Genomic DNA, 14,155 nt, shown 5'->3' on the forward strand with positions numbered 1-14,155 from the left:
TTTCATTTATTCGCTTGAAAAGACTCCTACTCCTATGGGCTTTCGTGTGTTTGCACGTAAGCGCCCGCGCCGCCAGCACGCCCCCCGACTCCGTAGCCCTGTACAAAGCCAAAATGCAGGCCATGCAGGATTCATTGCATTACCAGACGGGCCACGTCACGTTGCCTGATGGGGTGGGCGAAATCAACGTTCCAAAGGGCTTCCGCTACCTCGACGTGCCCCAAAGCACGAAGGTCTTGACCAAGTTCTGGGGCAACCCCACGGCAGAAAACCTGGGCATGCTCTTCCCCGCCGACCGCGGCCCGCTCGATGAAAACAACTGGGCCTTTGTGATTCAGTACGACGCCATGGGCTACGTGAAGGATGACGACGCCGATGACATCAACTACGACGACCTGCTCAAGGATATGCAGTCGGACCTAGTGGAAACCAACAAGGAACGCGCCGAAGCTGGTTACGAATCGGTGACGTTGGTGGGCTGGGCTGCTAAGCCCTTCTACGATAAGCAGCTCAACGCCCTGCACTGGGCCAAGGAGCTAAAGTTTGGCGACGAAAGCGAAACTACCCTCAACTACAACGTGCGCCTGCTAGGCCGGAAGGGCGTGCTGGTACTGAACGCAGTAGGTACGCCCGGGCAGCTGGCGGAGGTTCGCAGCAGCATTCCCGGCGTTATGCAAGGCGTAAGCTTCAGCAAAGGCCTCCGCTACGCCGACTTCGACCCCAAGTTAGATGAAGTAGCCGCCTACGGCATTGGTGGGCTTATTGCGGGCAAAGTGCTGGCGAAGGTGGGCTTCTTCGCCCTGATTTTAAAGTTCTGGAAAGTTGTGCTGGCCCTCTTAGCTGGCGCCTGGACGGCTATTCGCCGCTTCTTTGGGGCTAAAACCACCGAAACGGGGAATGAACAGCCGGCTCTGGCTGGCGGCCCCACCCCCAACGCGGAGCCTGAAGCGTAGCCTTCGGCGCCATTCTTACGTTCTTACCTTCGGGCCGGCCCACAAAAGCCGGCCCGATTGTTTACCTGCCTATGTCATTTCTCAAGGAGCTATTTCAGAAAAACGCTTCCACGCTGCTATCCATGTTTTTGCTGGTGGTGCTACCCGTGTTGGGTAGTTCCTCGCTCAGCTACATGCTTTACCGTAACCAGGAGTTGCTGGAGCATCTAACGGCTGGCCAAAGCGTTTTCTACTTTGTAGCCATTGCGTTTACCATGGCTTTTGCCTTCACTCCAACAACGTTTGTAGCTTTAGTTACCGGCTTTTATTTGGGGTGGGCGGGGCTGCCGGGGATGGTACTGGCCTACGCGCTGGCCGCCTTTATTGGCTACCATATTGCCGCCTCTCTCGACCATGGGAAGATGCTGAATTTTCTGCACCACTTCCCCAAAGCCGATGCCGTGATGCAGGAACTCAAAAGCCAGAGCTGGCAATTGATTATCCTGACCCGCATATCGCCGGTGCTCCCCTTCGCCCTAATGACCTTCGTGCTAGCCGTTATGCGCGTAGACCGGCGCCGCTTCCTCTTAGCGTCAGTGATAGGTATGCTGCCCCGCAGCTTGTTCTTCTACTGGCTCGGCACCAAAGCCCAAGATGTTTTTGCGCTGCTCCGCGACCCCGATACCGGTACCACAGGAAAACTTCTGGTGATAGGCCTAGTGGTGGTGTCGCTGTTTGGCCTTTACTTCCTTTTTAACCGGGCTTTGCAACGGGCGCTTGGCAAGGGCGCAAGAAAAGGATAAAAAAATTTCCCTGAAATTCAGCACCTTGCAGTCTTTCCCTAAAAAATAAGGGACAAAATAGTAGCCCTGGCTTGCACAACCGGAATTTTACCCGCTATCTTTGCACAACCAAAACGGAAGAACGATCCGCAAAACGGTAAAAATGGTTGTGTAGCTCAATTGGATAGAGCATCTGACTACGAATCAGAAGGTTTAAGGTTCGACTCCTTACACGACCACGAAAAGCCCTCAGTATCTCGCTGAGGGCTTTTTTTGTTTCTAGACCTACCTCAACTTCTAGAACCTACCATGCCCTGCTATCATACAGTGTAGATACATCTGTTTTTTAAGGTTGGGATTTATTTCCTGAGAGGTGTGTTATCAAGTACTGCTCTGCTCTACGTAACACACCTCATGCATTTAGTTGCTTACCGCCCAGAATACCGTATCTATCTAGATACGCGCCTCAACATGCTGCTCTATGAGCAGCTAGAGGAAATGACTTTTGCCAAGCAACTGCCCTACTATTTAGGAGATTGGGAGCGGGCGTTAGAGCAGGTGCAGCCTAGCTTTACAGTGCTCTATGATGTTCGTCGTACGCTGGGTCCGAACACCGATTTACTACCTACTTTTTTTCGCAGCTATGGCCTTATGCTAGCAGCAGGTATTGCAATGCTGGCCGAAGTATATCCGGCAGGTCTAGCGCCTACGCCCGTAAACCGCATATTAAGCCAGCTTTTTGCCTTACCTACGCGTCAGTTCACTGATGTTACTGCTGCAGAAGACTTTTTACTGGGTTACGGAACCTCAGTGGCTTCTTAAAATAAGCTGGTAGCGTTGCCACAACTGTGTACCCTGCTTATGCTGAGCCAATGACTATAAATAGGTGTGCTTCTTAACAAAGCAGTATTTTTAGGCTATGTATACGCTCAGCAGCAAGCAGTCAATACCAGTGTATGCTTCCAAACGGAATCATGCAGCCGGTAACAACCTGTTCAACATAGTTCGCTCCGATGGAGCGTTGGTGTACGAGGAGGATTTGCTTATACCGCACCGTAAGGCACATTATCTGCTGGTTTTTGTGAAGTATAACCCTGGCCGTCATTGGGTAGATATGACGGCTTATGAGCGAAAAGAGACTACCCTGTACTTCAGTGCCCCGCACCAGATTCTGGTAAAAGAGGCCCCCACCCCCTTCTGGGGCACCTTCTTAACGTTTACAAACGAGTTTCTGGCGTTGGAGCAGAACGCTTCCTTGCGGGAGTTGCCGCTCATCCAGAACCCCCAAAATGGGCATGAGTTGCTACTTACGCCGGCAGATTGGGACTTTGTGGAAGAGATGCTAAGCAAGCTTGATGCTGAGTACCACCGCCCCGGAGAGTGGCAGCAGCGGATGCTAACCGCTTACCTAACGGTGTTGCTCACGTACCTGAGCCGTTTATACACCGAGCAGTATATGGGCGCCGAGCCATCGGCTGATAAGCTGTTGCTCAAAACCTACCAGGCCAAGATTGAGGCCTGTTTTCGCGAGTTGCATGAGGTAGGCCAGTATGCAGCGCTGCTCAATATTTCGGCGGGGCATTTAAGCGAGGTAGTAAAAGCTCAGAGCGGTCAACCAGCTATCAAGCATATTCATGCGCGCTTAGTACTGGAAGCTCGGCGCATGCTCTTTTACACTCACAGCACCCTAAAGGAAATAGCTTTTGACCTTGGGTTTGCAGAGACTTCTTACTTCAACCGTTTCTTCAAGCGCGAAACGGGCTTCACCCCGGCCGAGTACCGCACCTCCATCCGTAAAATGTACCAGTAACACCGTAAAATGTGTGTCAGGGGCGCCAACAGTGCCCGGTAGCTTTGTCTTGTCGAACATTAAAAGACAATCAGATGAAGACAGTACTCATTACCGGCGCAAACAGAAGCATTGGCTTTGAAGCAGCTCGGCAGCTACTACAGAATGGCTACTATGTATACTTAGGCAGCCGTGATTTACAAAAAGGCCAGCAGGCCGTTGACCAGCTACAGGCAGAAGGCCTCTCTCAGGTAGAGCCCATTGAGATAGATGTAACCAATAGAGCATCCATAGCTGCCGCCCGCGAGACCCTAGGCCAGAAAACGCAGGTGCTAGATGTGCTCATTAATAATGCTGGCATTCTGGGAGGCATGTCGCAACCAGCTCTCTCCAGCAGCATCGACATGATCAAGGAGGTATTCGAGACGAACGTGTTTGGTGTAATTGAGGTAACACAGGCTTTCGTTGACCTGATGCGGCCGTCGCCGGAGCCCAGAATTGTAAATGTAACCTCGGGGCTGGGCTCGCTCACATTGCACACTGACCCATCCTGGAAATATTACGCAGTGAAGGGTGCCGCGTATATGCCATCCAAGACGGCGTTGAATGCCTACACGGTGATGCTGGCCTACGAGCTGCGCGACACTCCTTTCAAAGTAAACGCCGTAGACCCTGGCTACACTGCCACCGACTTCAATCATCATAGCGGGCCGGGTAGCGTGACCGATGCGGCTGCTCGCTTGGTGAAAGCGGCCATGCTAGGCCCTGATGGCCCAACCAGTCAGTTTTTCAGCGACGATAATGCCCCAGAAACAGGCATCAGTCCGTGGTAAAACCTGCATAGGCACTAACAAAGCTCCTCCATACAGAGGAGCTTTTTTTGTTGTAAGGAGCGATTGAAAAGCAGATGTATCTGAAAGCTGTGCCACTGACGCAGCCGTGCCTATCTTTGCACCCGCACTTGCGCACTAGCCCAACGTTTTTGCCTGGCTAGCTGTTATGAGCATGGCCATGGGCCGTTTGTTTGTTTTCACTTTTTGCTGATGAATTCTATTTCCACCGATATCTGCATTATCGGGGCCGGCCCGGTGGGGCTGTTCGCCGTATTCGAAGCCGGATTGCTGAAACTGCGCTGCCACGTGGTGGATGCACTGCCCCAAGTGGGTGGTCAGCTCTCCGAGATATATCCGAAGAAGCCTATCTATGATATTCCGGGTTTCCCGGAAGTGCTGGCCGGAGACTTGGTGAGCAACCTCATGCGCCAGATTGAGCCCTTCCACCCCACATTTACCTTAGGTGAGCGGGTAGAGCGTTTTGCTAAGCTCGAGGATGGCTCCTTCCAGCTATTCACTACCGATGGCACCGAAATTCTGTGCAAAGCCATTGCTATTGCTGGTGGCCTAGGCTCGTTTGAACCGCGTAAGCCCGCCATCGAAAATCTGGAGAATTACGAAAGCGGCAAGGGCGTGTACTACATGGTGCGCGACCCCGAGACGTTCCGCGACAAGCGCCTGGTTATTGCTGGCGGCGGCGACTCCGCTCTCGACTGGACCATTTTCCTGGCTGATGTAGCGAAAGAGGTAACCCTGGTACACCGGGGCACCACGTTCCGCGGCGCCGCCGACTCGGCTGAGAAAGTGAAAAACCTGCACGACGCCGGCAAAGTACGCTTAGTACTTTCTTCTAACGTTACGCACGTGCACGGCCCCGAGCAGCTAGAAGCCGTAACCATCACGCCTAATAGTGGCGAGCCGGAAACCCTGCACGTGGATAGCTTTATTCCGCTGTTCGGCCTTACCCCCAAGCTGGGCCCTATCGGTGAGTGGGGCCTAGAGCTGGAAGATGATGCCGTGAAGGTGAACACGGTGGACTATTCTACCTCGGAGCCCGGCATTTATGCTATCGGTGACATCAATACGTACCCCGGCAAGCTGAAGCTCATTCTCTGCGGCTTCCACGAGGCAGCGCTGATGTGCCAGGGCGCCTTTAAATACATCAACCCCGATAAAAAATACGTGCTCAAGTACACGACCGTAAACGGGGTACCCACCTTGTAATTGAGTTACCAGTTGCCGGTTGCCAGTACATGCTGTGCCAACCGGCAACTGGCAACCGGTAACTGATAAATTATGACTGACGAAGTACGCGTATATGTAGAGGAGGCCCCTGGCCATCGGCGTGAGGTAATAGCGCCCACCGATATGGGCCTAAGCCTGATGGAAGTGCTGAAAGCTTCGGGTTACGACATTCAGGCTACTTGCGGTGGCATGGCCTTGTGTGGCACCTGCCATATTGAGGTACTGGCTGGCCCCGCTCTAGATGAGCCGTCGGATGAAGAGCTCTATATGCTAGAAAGCCTGCCTGTCATGAGCCAAGGCAGCCGTCTTTCCTGCCAGGTACGTGTTACATCGCGGCTTGATGGCCTAGTGCTACGCCTAATGCCTCAACAGGCCTAGAACGATTTCAGTAGGCAGGTTACTTGCCAAAGCAAGAGGCCTAGCCAGACGTAGAAAAAGCCACCGGGCCCACCTTCATGCAGGTGGGCCCGGTGGCTTTTTCTACGTCTGGCGCCAACCTAGCGCCGACGATGAGTGCTCTTTTTAGAGCTGCTGGTTTTCTTTTTTGAGGAGCTGGAGCTGGACTTGCGCTTCGTGCTGCTACTGCGGTGGGAAGAGCTCGAACGATGACTGCTATGGCTAGAGCTGCTCCGATGCGACGAGGTAGAGCGCCTGTGGTACGTAGGCTTTGTCTCTACTTCTTCGGTTTTGGGAGCTGGAGTAGCTTCCAACGCCCGGGCAGTGGCCTCCACCGCTGGCTGAGTTGCTACTTCATCGTGTGCGGCTGCGCGCAGGGCAGCTGCTTGTTTACGCCGTACGGGCATCAAAAAATCCCGCTCAGCCCGCTCCTGGGCCGAAAGTTTTTCTTCCCCAGGCAGTGCAGTGGGTGTAACGGTAGCAGAAACCGAAGGCTGTTTTTCGCCCTGAGCCAGCACCGGAACACTGCCCAACAGCAGCCCGGCCATCAACACATATAGCTTACGCATCATCATCATTCTGAAAGAGAAAGGCTGCAAAGGTAAGGCTCATAACTGTTAGACTCAACCCCACTTCAGCTCGAACGGGCTCAATGCGCAGTTCATCTACTGAATAGCGCATTTTAACCACGAAAAAGCCTAAGTATCCTTCCGAAGATGATGCTCAGTGCAAGATTTTTTAGGTTCTGTAATCAGGCGAGAAGTGCGAGGGTTGCCTAGTTAAGGCTGCGGCGCAATCTGCACCCGCGTGCCCGCTGAATGAGCCGTAAATTCCGGGGCATATAGGCACTGTAACTGCGAGAGGCCACCGCTGAAGTTACCGCTCTGTGCGGCGCGCAAGCGGTACTCAAAGGTGTGCGTGCCCTTCGGGAAATAGCTTATGAAGAAGTTGGTGGCCGCATCGCGCGGGCTTTCATAATAGCCTAGGCCACCTTGGTAGCGATAGCCGGAAGTCTGGCCAATAAGCTCTAGGCCTGCCGCCCGCTGGTCTTTAAGATGCATGTACTCCAAAGCGCGGTCGGAGCGTAACACGAGGCGCACCACCAGCACGTCGCCGACGCGCAGGGGCGTGGCCGCAGTAATGGGCTGGAGCACGGGGCCGCCGGCGGTACGCTGTTCCCGGTAGAGCTGGCGCTCTAGGCTCAGGGGTGTAGCGGCGGGCGTAATCTTATCTAGCTGCTCGAAATACTGCCAATAGAGTGCGCCCCAGGCCACTCCAGCTTCGGTCTTTTGCACAGTTACCTTGCCTTGGGCGGGTTTGATGTCGGCGGCCGCCCAAGTGGTTTTGAAGTAGCCCGTGCCAGCTTGCTGAGCAGTAGGCACTACGGGCTTCCCTCCTACAGACACCTGAATGGGCTGGGTAGGCTGGAGCCAGTCGGAGCCGCGTAGCAGAAGGGCGTAACAGGCATCGGCGGTGGCGCGGGTGCTTTCCCAGTTCTGGGTTTGCTTCTGTTTGAGCAGCCACAGCTTCATTTCATCTACTGACCTTTGATCGTTTTGCACCTCATCATAAGCCTCTATTAGGGTAGCCTGGGTTTCGGTGGGTGCCTCCTGCCAATAGTAGCCGCCACGCACCTCTTTCCAGTACGTGCCCATTTCCTCCGAATGCAGCGCATTTTCACTGAGTCCCTGCATAATAGTCTTTACAACGGCTGGCTGCTTCTTTTGCCGATGCAGACCTAGCACGATCTGAGCCTGCAAGTAGCGCGTCTGGGCTTGCCAATAGGTGGCGGCCTGCTCCTGATAGTAGGCCAGAGCCGGCTGCACATCTTTCGCTACGGCCTGAGCAGCCCAGAAGCTGCGCGCATACAAGGCCTGAATCTGTAGATCTGTTAGGTGGTTTTGCTTCAGGTCTACCTTAGGTTGCTTGCGCAGGGCGGTATAGTCGCGCGCTAGTTCACCATCGAGATAGCCCAGGGCCTTTTGCAGAATCTGCTGGGCTTCCGGCTGCTGGCGAGCATCGAAGGCGCCTAGCTTCTGCAGCTTGCCGAAACCGGCCACAATGAGCTGGGTGATGTACCGGTCGTCGGGCATGCGCTCAAACCACGGGAAGGCACCGTTGGGCTGCTGCATTCGAGCAAGCTTGGTGAGGGCACGGGCAATTTCAGCTTTGAGGCGGGGCTCATCGAACAGTTCCGCGAGGCGGCGGATGTGCTCGGTGTCCGTTTGAGCATCGCGCACCCAGGGCGTTTCCTGCAAGAGTAGATTTTTCAGCTCCTGGTTTTGCTCCAGCTTGCTAGTGAGGGCCGCTTTGTCGCCGGCCTGGGCGGCGCGTTGCCACTCGGCCAGCATGGTTTTAAAGCGCGGATTGCTCTGCAGAATATTGGCAGCCAGTAAGTTGGCATAGAGACGGCTGAATACCTGCTCCGAGCACTCATAGGGGTATTCCATTAGGTAAGGCAGGGCCTGCACAGCATACCAAGCTGGGTTGAGAGTCATTTCCAGTGTGAGCGAGTAGTTGCGGCGCGTGGCAGAGGTAGTGCTGGTCAATTTCTTTAGCTCAAATTCCCGCGTAGCCGGCCCCACAACAGGCAGTTGCAGGCTTTCGGTAACGAGAGTCCGGTTGGGCAGCACCGGCAGTGTGTTTTCCTCGCCGTCCTGCACAGTTGCCAGTTTGTTCTGGCGGCGCTGCTTGCGCTGCTCTTTTCCTGAAAGCTGGGAACCAGCTCCGGTTACCTGCCCGGAGGCTACCACGCGGTAAGTAATGGCTTCAATTGGCACCTGATTCTCGGCAGTTTCGGGGATGGTGAGGTCCCAGCCTAGGCCAGAGCTTTGGTTGGCTTTGAGGTCGAAGGCAACCTGGCCGGCGCTTTTCAGCAGCTTGCTATCGAGCGGCTGTTGGGTGCGGGCATCGAAGAGGAATAGTTGGGCCGTGCCACGCAGGGGCTGGTCGGTGAGGTTGCTGAGCTTGGCGGTGAGGCGCAGCTGGTCGCCCTCGCGGAAGAAGCGCGGGGCGTTGGGCGTCACCTGCAGCTGCTTCTGCGTTACCAGCTCACGGGTCAGTAGGCCACTGTGCAGCTGCTGGTCGTGGCCTAGGGCCAGCAGCTGCCAGCGCGTTACAGCTTCAGGCATCTGAAACTCCAGCATGGTTTCGCCCTGGGCATTGGTGCGCAGTGCGGGCATCCAGAAAGCCGTTTCCCGAAAATCCGTGCGGGCTTGCACGGCGGTCAGGTCGCGCTGCGGTTGCTTTTCTGTTGCGACGCTTCCTGTTATGCTTTGCCGCTGCTGGATGCCATAGCCTACTACCACGACTTCGTTTAGCTGCTTGGAGTCGGCTGCCATCATGGCGGCAGGAGCTGGTACGCTTGCACTACCTCTAATCCTGACGCTTACGCCTGCCGCTCGTCCAGATAGCGCCTGTTGTACTTCTAAACCCGATAAGTCAGCGTGGTTATCGGCATTGCCTTTTACAGAACGAGTAAAGAACTGCTCCAGATCTTCTCCATTAAACCCCCACATATTTAGATGAGGATAGGAAATTTTAGTAACTCGATCAAATACTTGATTAGACAAACTGTTTGACGCTTCCACTCCAAACCGCCCCTGCCAGGCTAGCAAGGCCGGATAATAGGGTTTGGGAAACTCCAGCTCCGTGAAGGAATGGGGCCGGAAAACATCCAGCGACTTATCGTAAAGCGTGGCCAACAGCTCCGCTTGAGCGGGCTTGCCGACTGTTTGGTGAATGGTGACGCGCCAAGTTTCCTTCTGACCGGGCTGGAGCTTGTCGCGGAAGGAGGCGATGCTGAGCACCAGCGGCGCGGGCGGCGTAGCCACCTGCACGGTGGCTGAGCGCAGGTAGAGGCGGTTGTCGCGCACTTGGGTGAGGTGAACGTAGAGCTGATTGCCATCGAGGGCGGCGGTCACGGGTATTTCTACCACGCGCTGCTCTCCGGCCGCTAGCGTGAGCCACTCCTGGCGCAGGGTTTCGCCTTTGGCTTCGGCCTGCAACAGCACACGGGCGCCGGCTTCGGAGCTGCCTACCAGGAAGCGCGCAGGCTGGCCGGGCACCACGCTGTCCTGTAGGCTTACAAACCAATCGGGGGTGGGCACAGGCAGTTGCTTGCTGGTGGCTGAGTACAGCGTAAACCGTGCTTCCGCCGTAACCAGCGGCCCGCTTCCAACTGCCGGGGCAGTGGCTTCCAGCACGTAGCAGCCGGGCTGCTGCTGGCCTAGCGCCGTTTGTAGGCCAGGTAGCGCAGTGGTTTTCTCGGTATCGAAGGCCTGTTCCAGCACCAGCGTGCGGGCCCAGGTGCTGTTATTATCCTCCTGCCCATAGGCATCGAGCGGGAACTGGCGCTTAAACTCGGCGCGGCTGAGGGCTTCCCGCTCGGGCCGGTCCCAGGCGCGGGGCCGTAGGCCAGTGGCGGGCGGCGTGAGGCGGTAGAGCTTCAGCTGGCCGCGGGCAGGCAGGGCCTCGCCGGTGGCGTTGGTGCTGAGCAGGCGCGGTATGGGCATCTGTTCGCGGTTGAGCAGAGCCGGCAGCTCCAGACGCAGGGTTAGGGCGTTGGTGCCGAGGCTGATGCGCTGCTCGCCAGTACGGGTTTCGCCGGCCGCGTCGGTTACGTCGGCCGTTACCTCAAACACGTAGCCGGGCTGCCAGGGTCCGCGCTTTGCCTGGCCTAGAGCCTCCCCTTTCGCCGTGAACGTAATGCTGAAGCCACCCGCCGAATCAGTCTGGGCAGTGCCGTTGAGGATTTCCAGCTCTGGCTGACTGCCGCCGTAGCCCCGCCCGAAAAATGGCCAGAAGGTGCGGCGGACCACGCGGTACTGCACGGTGGCCCCATCAATGGGCTGGCCCGCGTAGGCCACTGCCTTGCCCCGCACCGTCACGGACTGGCCTAGGATGGGCGTGCCCTGCACCGGCTCAAACGTAACCTGGAACGTGGGGCGCTTGTAGTCTTCCACCGCAAAGCCTACGCTGCCCTCGTCGGTTTGCAGGCTCATTTCGCCGTTCAGTAAGCCAGTCGGGAGTACCAGGGAGCCGTGGAAAGAGCCGAAGTCGGAGGTGGTGAAGGGCAGCGTTTGCACAGTCTGCCCATTCACGTCTACGAGGCGCACGGACACAGCTTGCTTCGGGAGCAGTTGCGACTTGCCCGCGCGGGTTTCGGTCAGAATGCCTTTGAAATACAGCGTTTGGCCGGGCCGGTAGATGGCGCGGTCGGTGTAGAGGAAGGTGCGTCGCTGGGCCTGTTCCTGGTCCCGGTTGGGGCGACGCGGGCCATAGTAGCCGCTGCCCTCGGTCAGCAACGAATCGGACCCTTTGGTGAGTAGCACTGCCCGGAGCGCCGCGTTCTGGCCCATAGAGAGGCCTAGCGGAATCTGGAACTGTCCTTCGGCGGAAGTGGGCAGTTGCTTGCCGCGCTGCTGCTCATGGCGGCGAGCAGTTCCGTTAAAGTACTGAAAGAAAGGCAGCACTTGCACTCCGGCCAGCGCCTGCCCGCTCTGCCGATGCAGCACCAGCAGCTCCGGGCCCTCGGTAGCAGCAGCGTTGCGGCGGACCTGGCTCAGCTCACTCACCGTCAGGGTGGAGTAAACTGTAGTGAGGCCAGGCTGTTCTTTAGTAGAATTTTCGTTAGAAGTGCTCAGCACAATCAGGTAGTGGCCTAGTGGCAGCGCAGGGCCGGCCTGCTGCACCGTGTGCGACTTATAATTGGCGGGGCTAGGCACGGTCAGGGCCCAAGTGGCGGCAGGCGCGGCGGCTAGGGCGCGGGCGTAGGTTTTGCGGAAGCTGGCGGTGGTGCCATCCGTGTCGCGGGGGCGTTCCAACTGGCGGATGGCCTGGGCCGTGGTGAGGCGGTAGGCCTTAGCATAAAGCATCGGCACGTTGCGCACGTTCAGCTTCAGCAGCCACGGCTGATTAGGCAACACAACATCCTCGGTTGTAAAATGCAGCTCTACGGCCTCCAGCCGAAGGCGTAAATCCCGCGCCAGCTGCGCTCCGCGCGACTTGGGGAAGCGCTTCTCGGCTTCCAGCGCCAACTCTCGGGCTTTGGAAGGCTGGCTTTGCTCCCAGGTTTGCGCTTCAGCCACCGTAAACTCGGCACTGATTGGCAGCGCTCGGAACGTTTCGGCGGCGCGTGCCAGCGCCCGGCGGTAGAGCGAGTCGACATCAGGGCGCTGGGTGAACTGCTTCACGAAGCGCAGGCGCTTCAGCTCCACATCGGCCAGGGCCGCCTGGTTTTTGGTATCCGTTAGTCGGAACTGGGTGAGTTGCTGCAGCACCCGCAAGGCATGGAACTGCCCATTGAGCGAGTCGGCTTTGGGGGCTTCCAGCTTGAGGCGGGCAAATTCTTCAGCTGGCCCAAATAACGCCGGGCGCGTCAACTCAAACTGCTCGGCGGGCCGCGTCACGTAAAACTCTTCGTTCTGAAGGCCATCCACGGCCCGTTGTGCCAGCAAATCATATAGCGTGGGGCGTAGAGCGCGACTTTCGGCGTCGCCGCCCCGCACGGCATAGCCTAACGCAGCCAGCTTCATTTGCTGCTGGCGTTGGGGCTCATCCATAAGAGAGGCGCGGTAATGCTGCACTACGGCGCTACCCAAGCGCGCGGCATCCCAGGTGCTGATGTCGTTGGCGCTGGCATCGGCTGAGTTGGGGGCGGTGCGGGTGCGGTCGTAGAGCTGATAGCGGTTCTGCTGGTAGTATTGCGCATAGAGCTGGCCTAGCAGGCTGTGCAAGATAGGCCTAGCCGGGAAAGGGGCTGTTTTCAGATTGACTTCTACCAGCGCAATAGCCTTTTCATCGGCATCCTCTTCCTTCACCTCCAGCAGGCGCAGCTTGTAGAGCAAGGCCCTAAGGTATTCTGGCGTGTCTTGCCGCTGGCGGGCAGCTTGATAAATGGGCTCTAGCAGTTTGCCGGCGGAAGTGGTCTGATCTTTCGCTAGCAGCTGATCAATCTTCTTCCAGGTAGCCGCATTATTACCGCCGCCTTTGCTAGGTGGGGTTGTTTGGGAAGAGCCAGTGGAGAACAACATCAGCAGGAGCAGTAAGCTGAACAGGAAGGAGCGCATAAGTCAGGAACGGATAGCAAAAGCAAGTTGGTAAAAAGTAGATGCCTCGTTCAGCTTGATTCCATAACAACGGCGGTAAAAAACATTGCCTCCGCCTGAAAATCAGCTATAAAATCACCGTAATCTGCTTGGCTACCTGCCTCGACAGTAGTACCTTTCTTAGGTATTACTACTTGGGTGCCGCTATATTTTGAAAAACCCTCCTATTTACGTTGAGGCGCATATTAATTGCCCCATGGATGCCCTGTGGGCGCATACTCAGCAGCCCGAATTACATGAGCAGTGGGACCTACGGTTTAGTGAAATTCGCTATCTGCCCCGCCCTACTGAAGCTGAGCCCCAGCAGTTCCTCTATGCCACCCGCATTGGCTTTGGGCTGGGCGTAGCGGGCAAAGGCGAAAGCGTAGGCACCAAGGAGAAAAATGGTGAGCGGACCTCGGTGCTCAAGTTCTGGTCGGATGAGTGGCTGTCCCTGATCCGGACGGGCGCGGGCTACTGGAAATATATCCCTACTGACAACGGCCTGCGCTTCCTTACCGGCTACGACTACCAAACCCGCTTCGGCCTTCCGGGCGCCGTCATCGACCGAGTAGCCTTCCGGCCGCTGATTGGGTGGGCTACAGCCTGGAGTTTTGACTGCCTGCGCCTGTGGCTGGAAAAGGGCATCCGGCCCGCTACGTCGGTGCGGCTGGCGCTGGTGCAATGGCTGGTGCGGCTGGTGCTGGCCCTCAGCTGGATTTACCAGGGCGTAGTACCCAAGCTGCTTTTCCCCGATACCGGTGAGCTGCGCATTCTGCAGGGAGCAGGCTTTTCTGCTCCGGCGGCGCATGGCATTGCAACGGCCGTGGGCGTAGGTGAAATCCTCTTCGGCTTGCTGTTCTGGCTGCTGCCAAGGAGTGGCCTACGGGCCGTGTACTGGCTGAATATGGTGGGGCTGGTGGTATTGGGCGCTGGTGCGCTGTTTAGTCAGCCAATGGTGTTTGTGGCCCCCTTTAACCCGCTCACGCTGAACCTGTGCATGATGACGCTGGCCGCCGTAGGCCTCCTCACCTTATCCGATGAGCTACCCAGCGCCAGCCGCTGCCTGCGTCGGCCTCCTCAATAACCC

The 14,155-nt window shown here is 56.9% G+C and carries 10 protein-coding genes and 1 tRNA gene; 9 read left to right on the plus strand and 2 right to left on the minus strand.

Annotated elements, in window-relative coordinates; genetic code table 11:
• Positions 1-14 precede the first annotated feature (14 nt).
• The 8 genes from EU557_RS06250 to EU557_RS06285 all read left to right on the plus strand — a co-directional run bounded on the left by EU557_RS06250 (position 15) and on the right by EU557_RS06285 (position 5,959).
• The gene (locus EU557_RS06250; RefSeq protein ID WP_135529580.1) at positions 15-953 is read left to right on the plus strand and encodes a DUF2167 domain-containing protein; all 939 of its coding nucleotides are present in this window, start codon (positions 15-17) and stop codon (positions 951-953) included.
• Positions 954-1,024: 71 nt separating this feature from the next.
• The gene (locus EU557_RS06255; protein ID WP_245326184.1) at positions 1,025-1,735 is read left to right on the plus strand and encodes a TVP38/TMEM64 family protein; all 711 of its coding nucleotides are present in this window, start codon (positions 1,025-1,027) and stop codon (positions 1,733-1,735) included.
• A 144-nt stretch (positions 1,736-1,879) separates the two neighbouring features.
• A tRNA-Arg gene (locus EU557_RS06260) sits at positions 1,880-1,953 on the plus strand.
• A gap of 175 nt (positions 1,954-2,128) precedes the next feature.
• Positions 2,129-2,536, plus strand: coding sequence for a hypothetical protein (locus EU557_RS06265; RefSeq protein WP_135529582.1), 408 nt, complete (start codon positions 2,129-2,131; stop codon positions 2,534-2,536).
• 97 nt (positions 2,537-2,633) lie between these two features.
• Complete coding sequence (locus EU557_RS06270; RefSeq protein WP_135529583.1) at positions 2,634-3,524, plus strand: AraC family transcriptional regulator; 891 nt, start codon at positions 2,634-2,636, stop codon at positions 3,522-3,524.
• 74 nt (positions 3,525-3,598) lie between these two features.
• Positions 3,599-4,336, plus strand: a complete 738-nt coding sequence (locus tag EU557_RS06275) for an SDR family oxidoreductase (protein WP_135529584.1) — start codon at positions 3,599-3,601, stop codon at positions 4,334-4,336.
• A 210-nt stretch (positions 4,337-4,546) separates the two neighbouring features.
• Positions 4,547-5,560 (plus strand): NAD(P)/FAD-dependent oxidoreductase, encoded by a 1,014-nt coding sequence (locus tag EU557_RS06280; RefSeq protein ID WP_135529585.1) that lies wholly within the window; start codon positions 4,547-4,549, stop codon positions 5,558-5,560.
• A gap of 72 nt (positions 5,561-5,632) precedes the next feature.
• Positions 5,633-5,959, plus strand: a complete 327-nt coding sequence (locus EU557_RS06285; RefSeq protein ID WP_135529586.1) for a 2Fe-2S iron-sulfur cluster-binding protein — start codon at positions 5,633-5,635, stop codon at positions 5,957-5,959.
• Between the two features lie 119 nt (positions 5,960-6,078).
• On the opposite strand, the gene EU557_RS06290 is transcribed toward EU557_RS06285, so the two are convergent.
• Positions 6,079-6,555 carry a hypothetical protein gene (locus tag EU557_RS06290; protein ID WP_135529587.1) on the minus strand — a complete coding sequence of 159 codons (477 nt, stop codon included), beginning with the start codon at positions 6,553-6,555 and terminating at the stop codon, positions 6,079-6,081.
• Positions 6,556-6,756: 201 nt separating this feature from the next.
• A complete protein-coding gene (locus EU557_RS06295; RefSeq protein ID WP_135529588.1) occupies positions 6,757-13,047 on the minus strand; it encodes an alpha-2-macroglobulin family protein in 6,291 nt (2,096 codons plus the stop codon).
• A 190-nt stretch (positions 13,048-13,237) separates the two neighbouring features.
• Here EU557_RS06295 and EU557_RS06300 point away from each other — a divergent pair, with 190 nt between their 5' ends.
• Positions 13,238-14,152 carry a DoxX-like family protein gene (locus tag EU557_RS06300; RefSeq protein WP_135529589.1) on the plus strand — a complete coding sequence of 305 codons (915 nt, stop codon included), beginning with the start codon at positions 13,238-13,240 and terminating at the stop codon, positions 14,150-14,152.
• Positions 14,153-14,155 lie beyond the last annotated feature (3 nt).

Origin of the sequence: Hymenobacter wooponensis, assembly GCF_004745865.1 — a bacterium.
Lineage (GTDB): Bacteria > Bacteroidota > Bacteroidia > Cytophagales > Hymenobacteraceae > Hymenobacter > Hymenobacter wooponensis.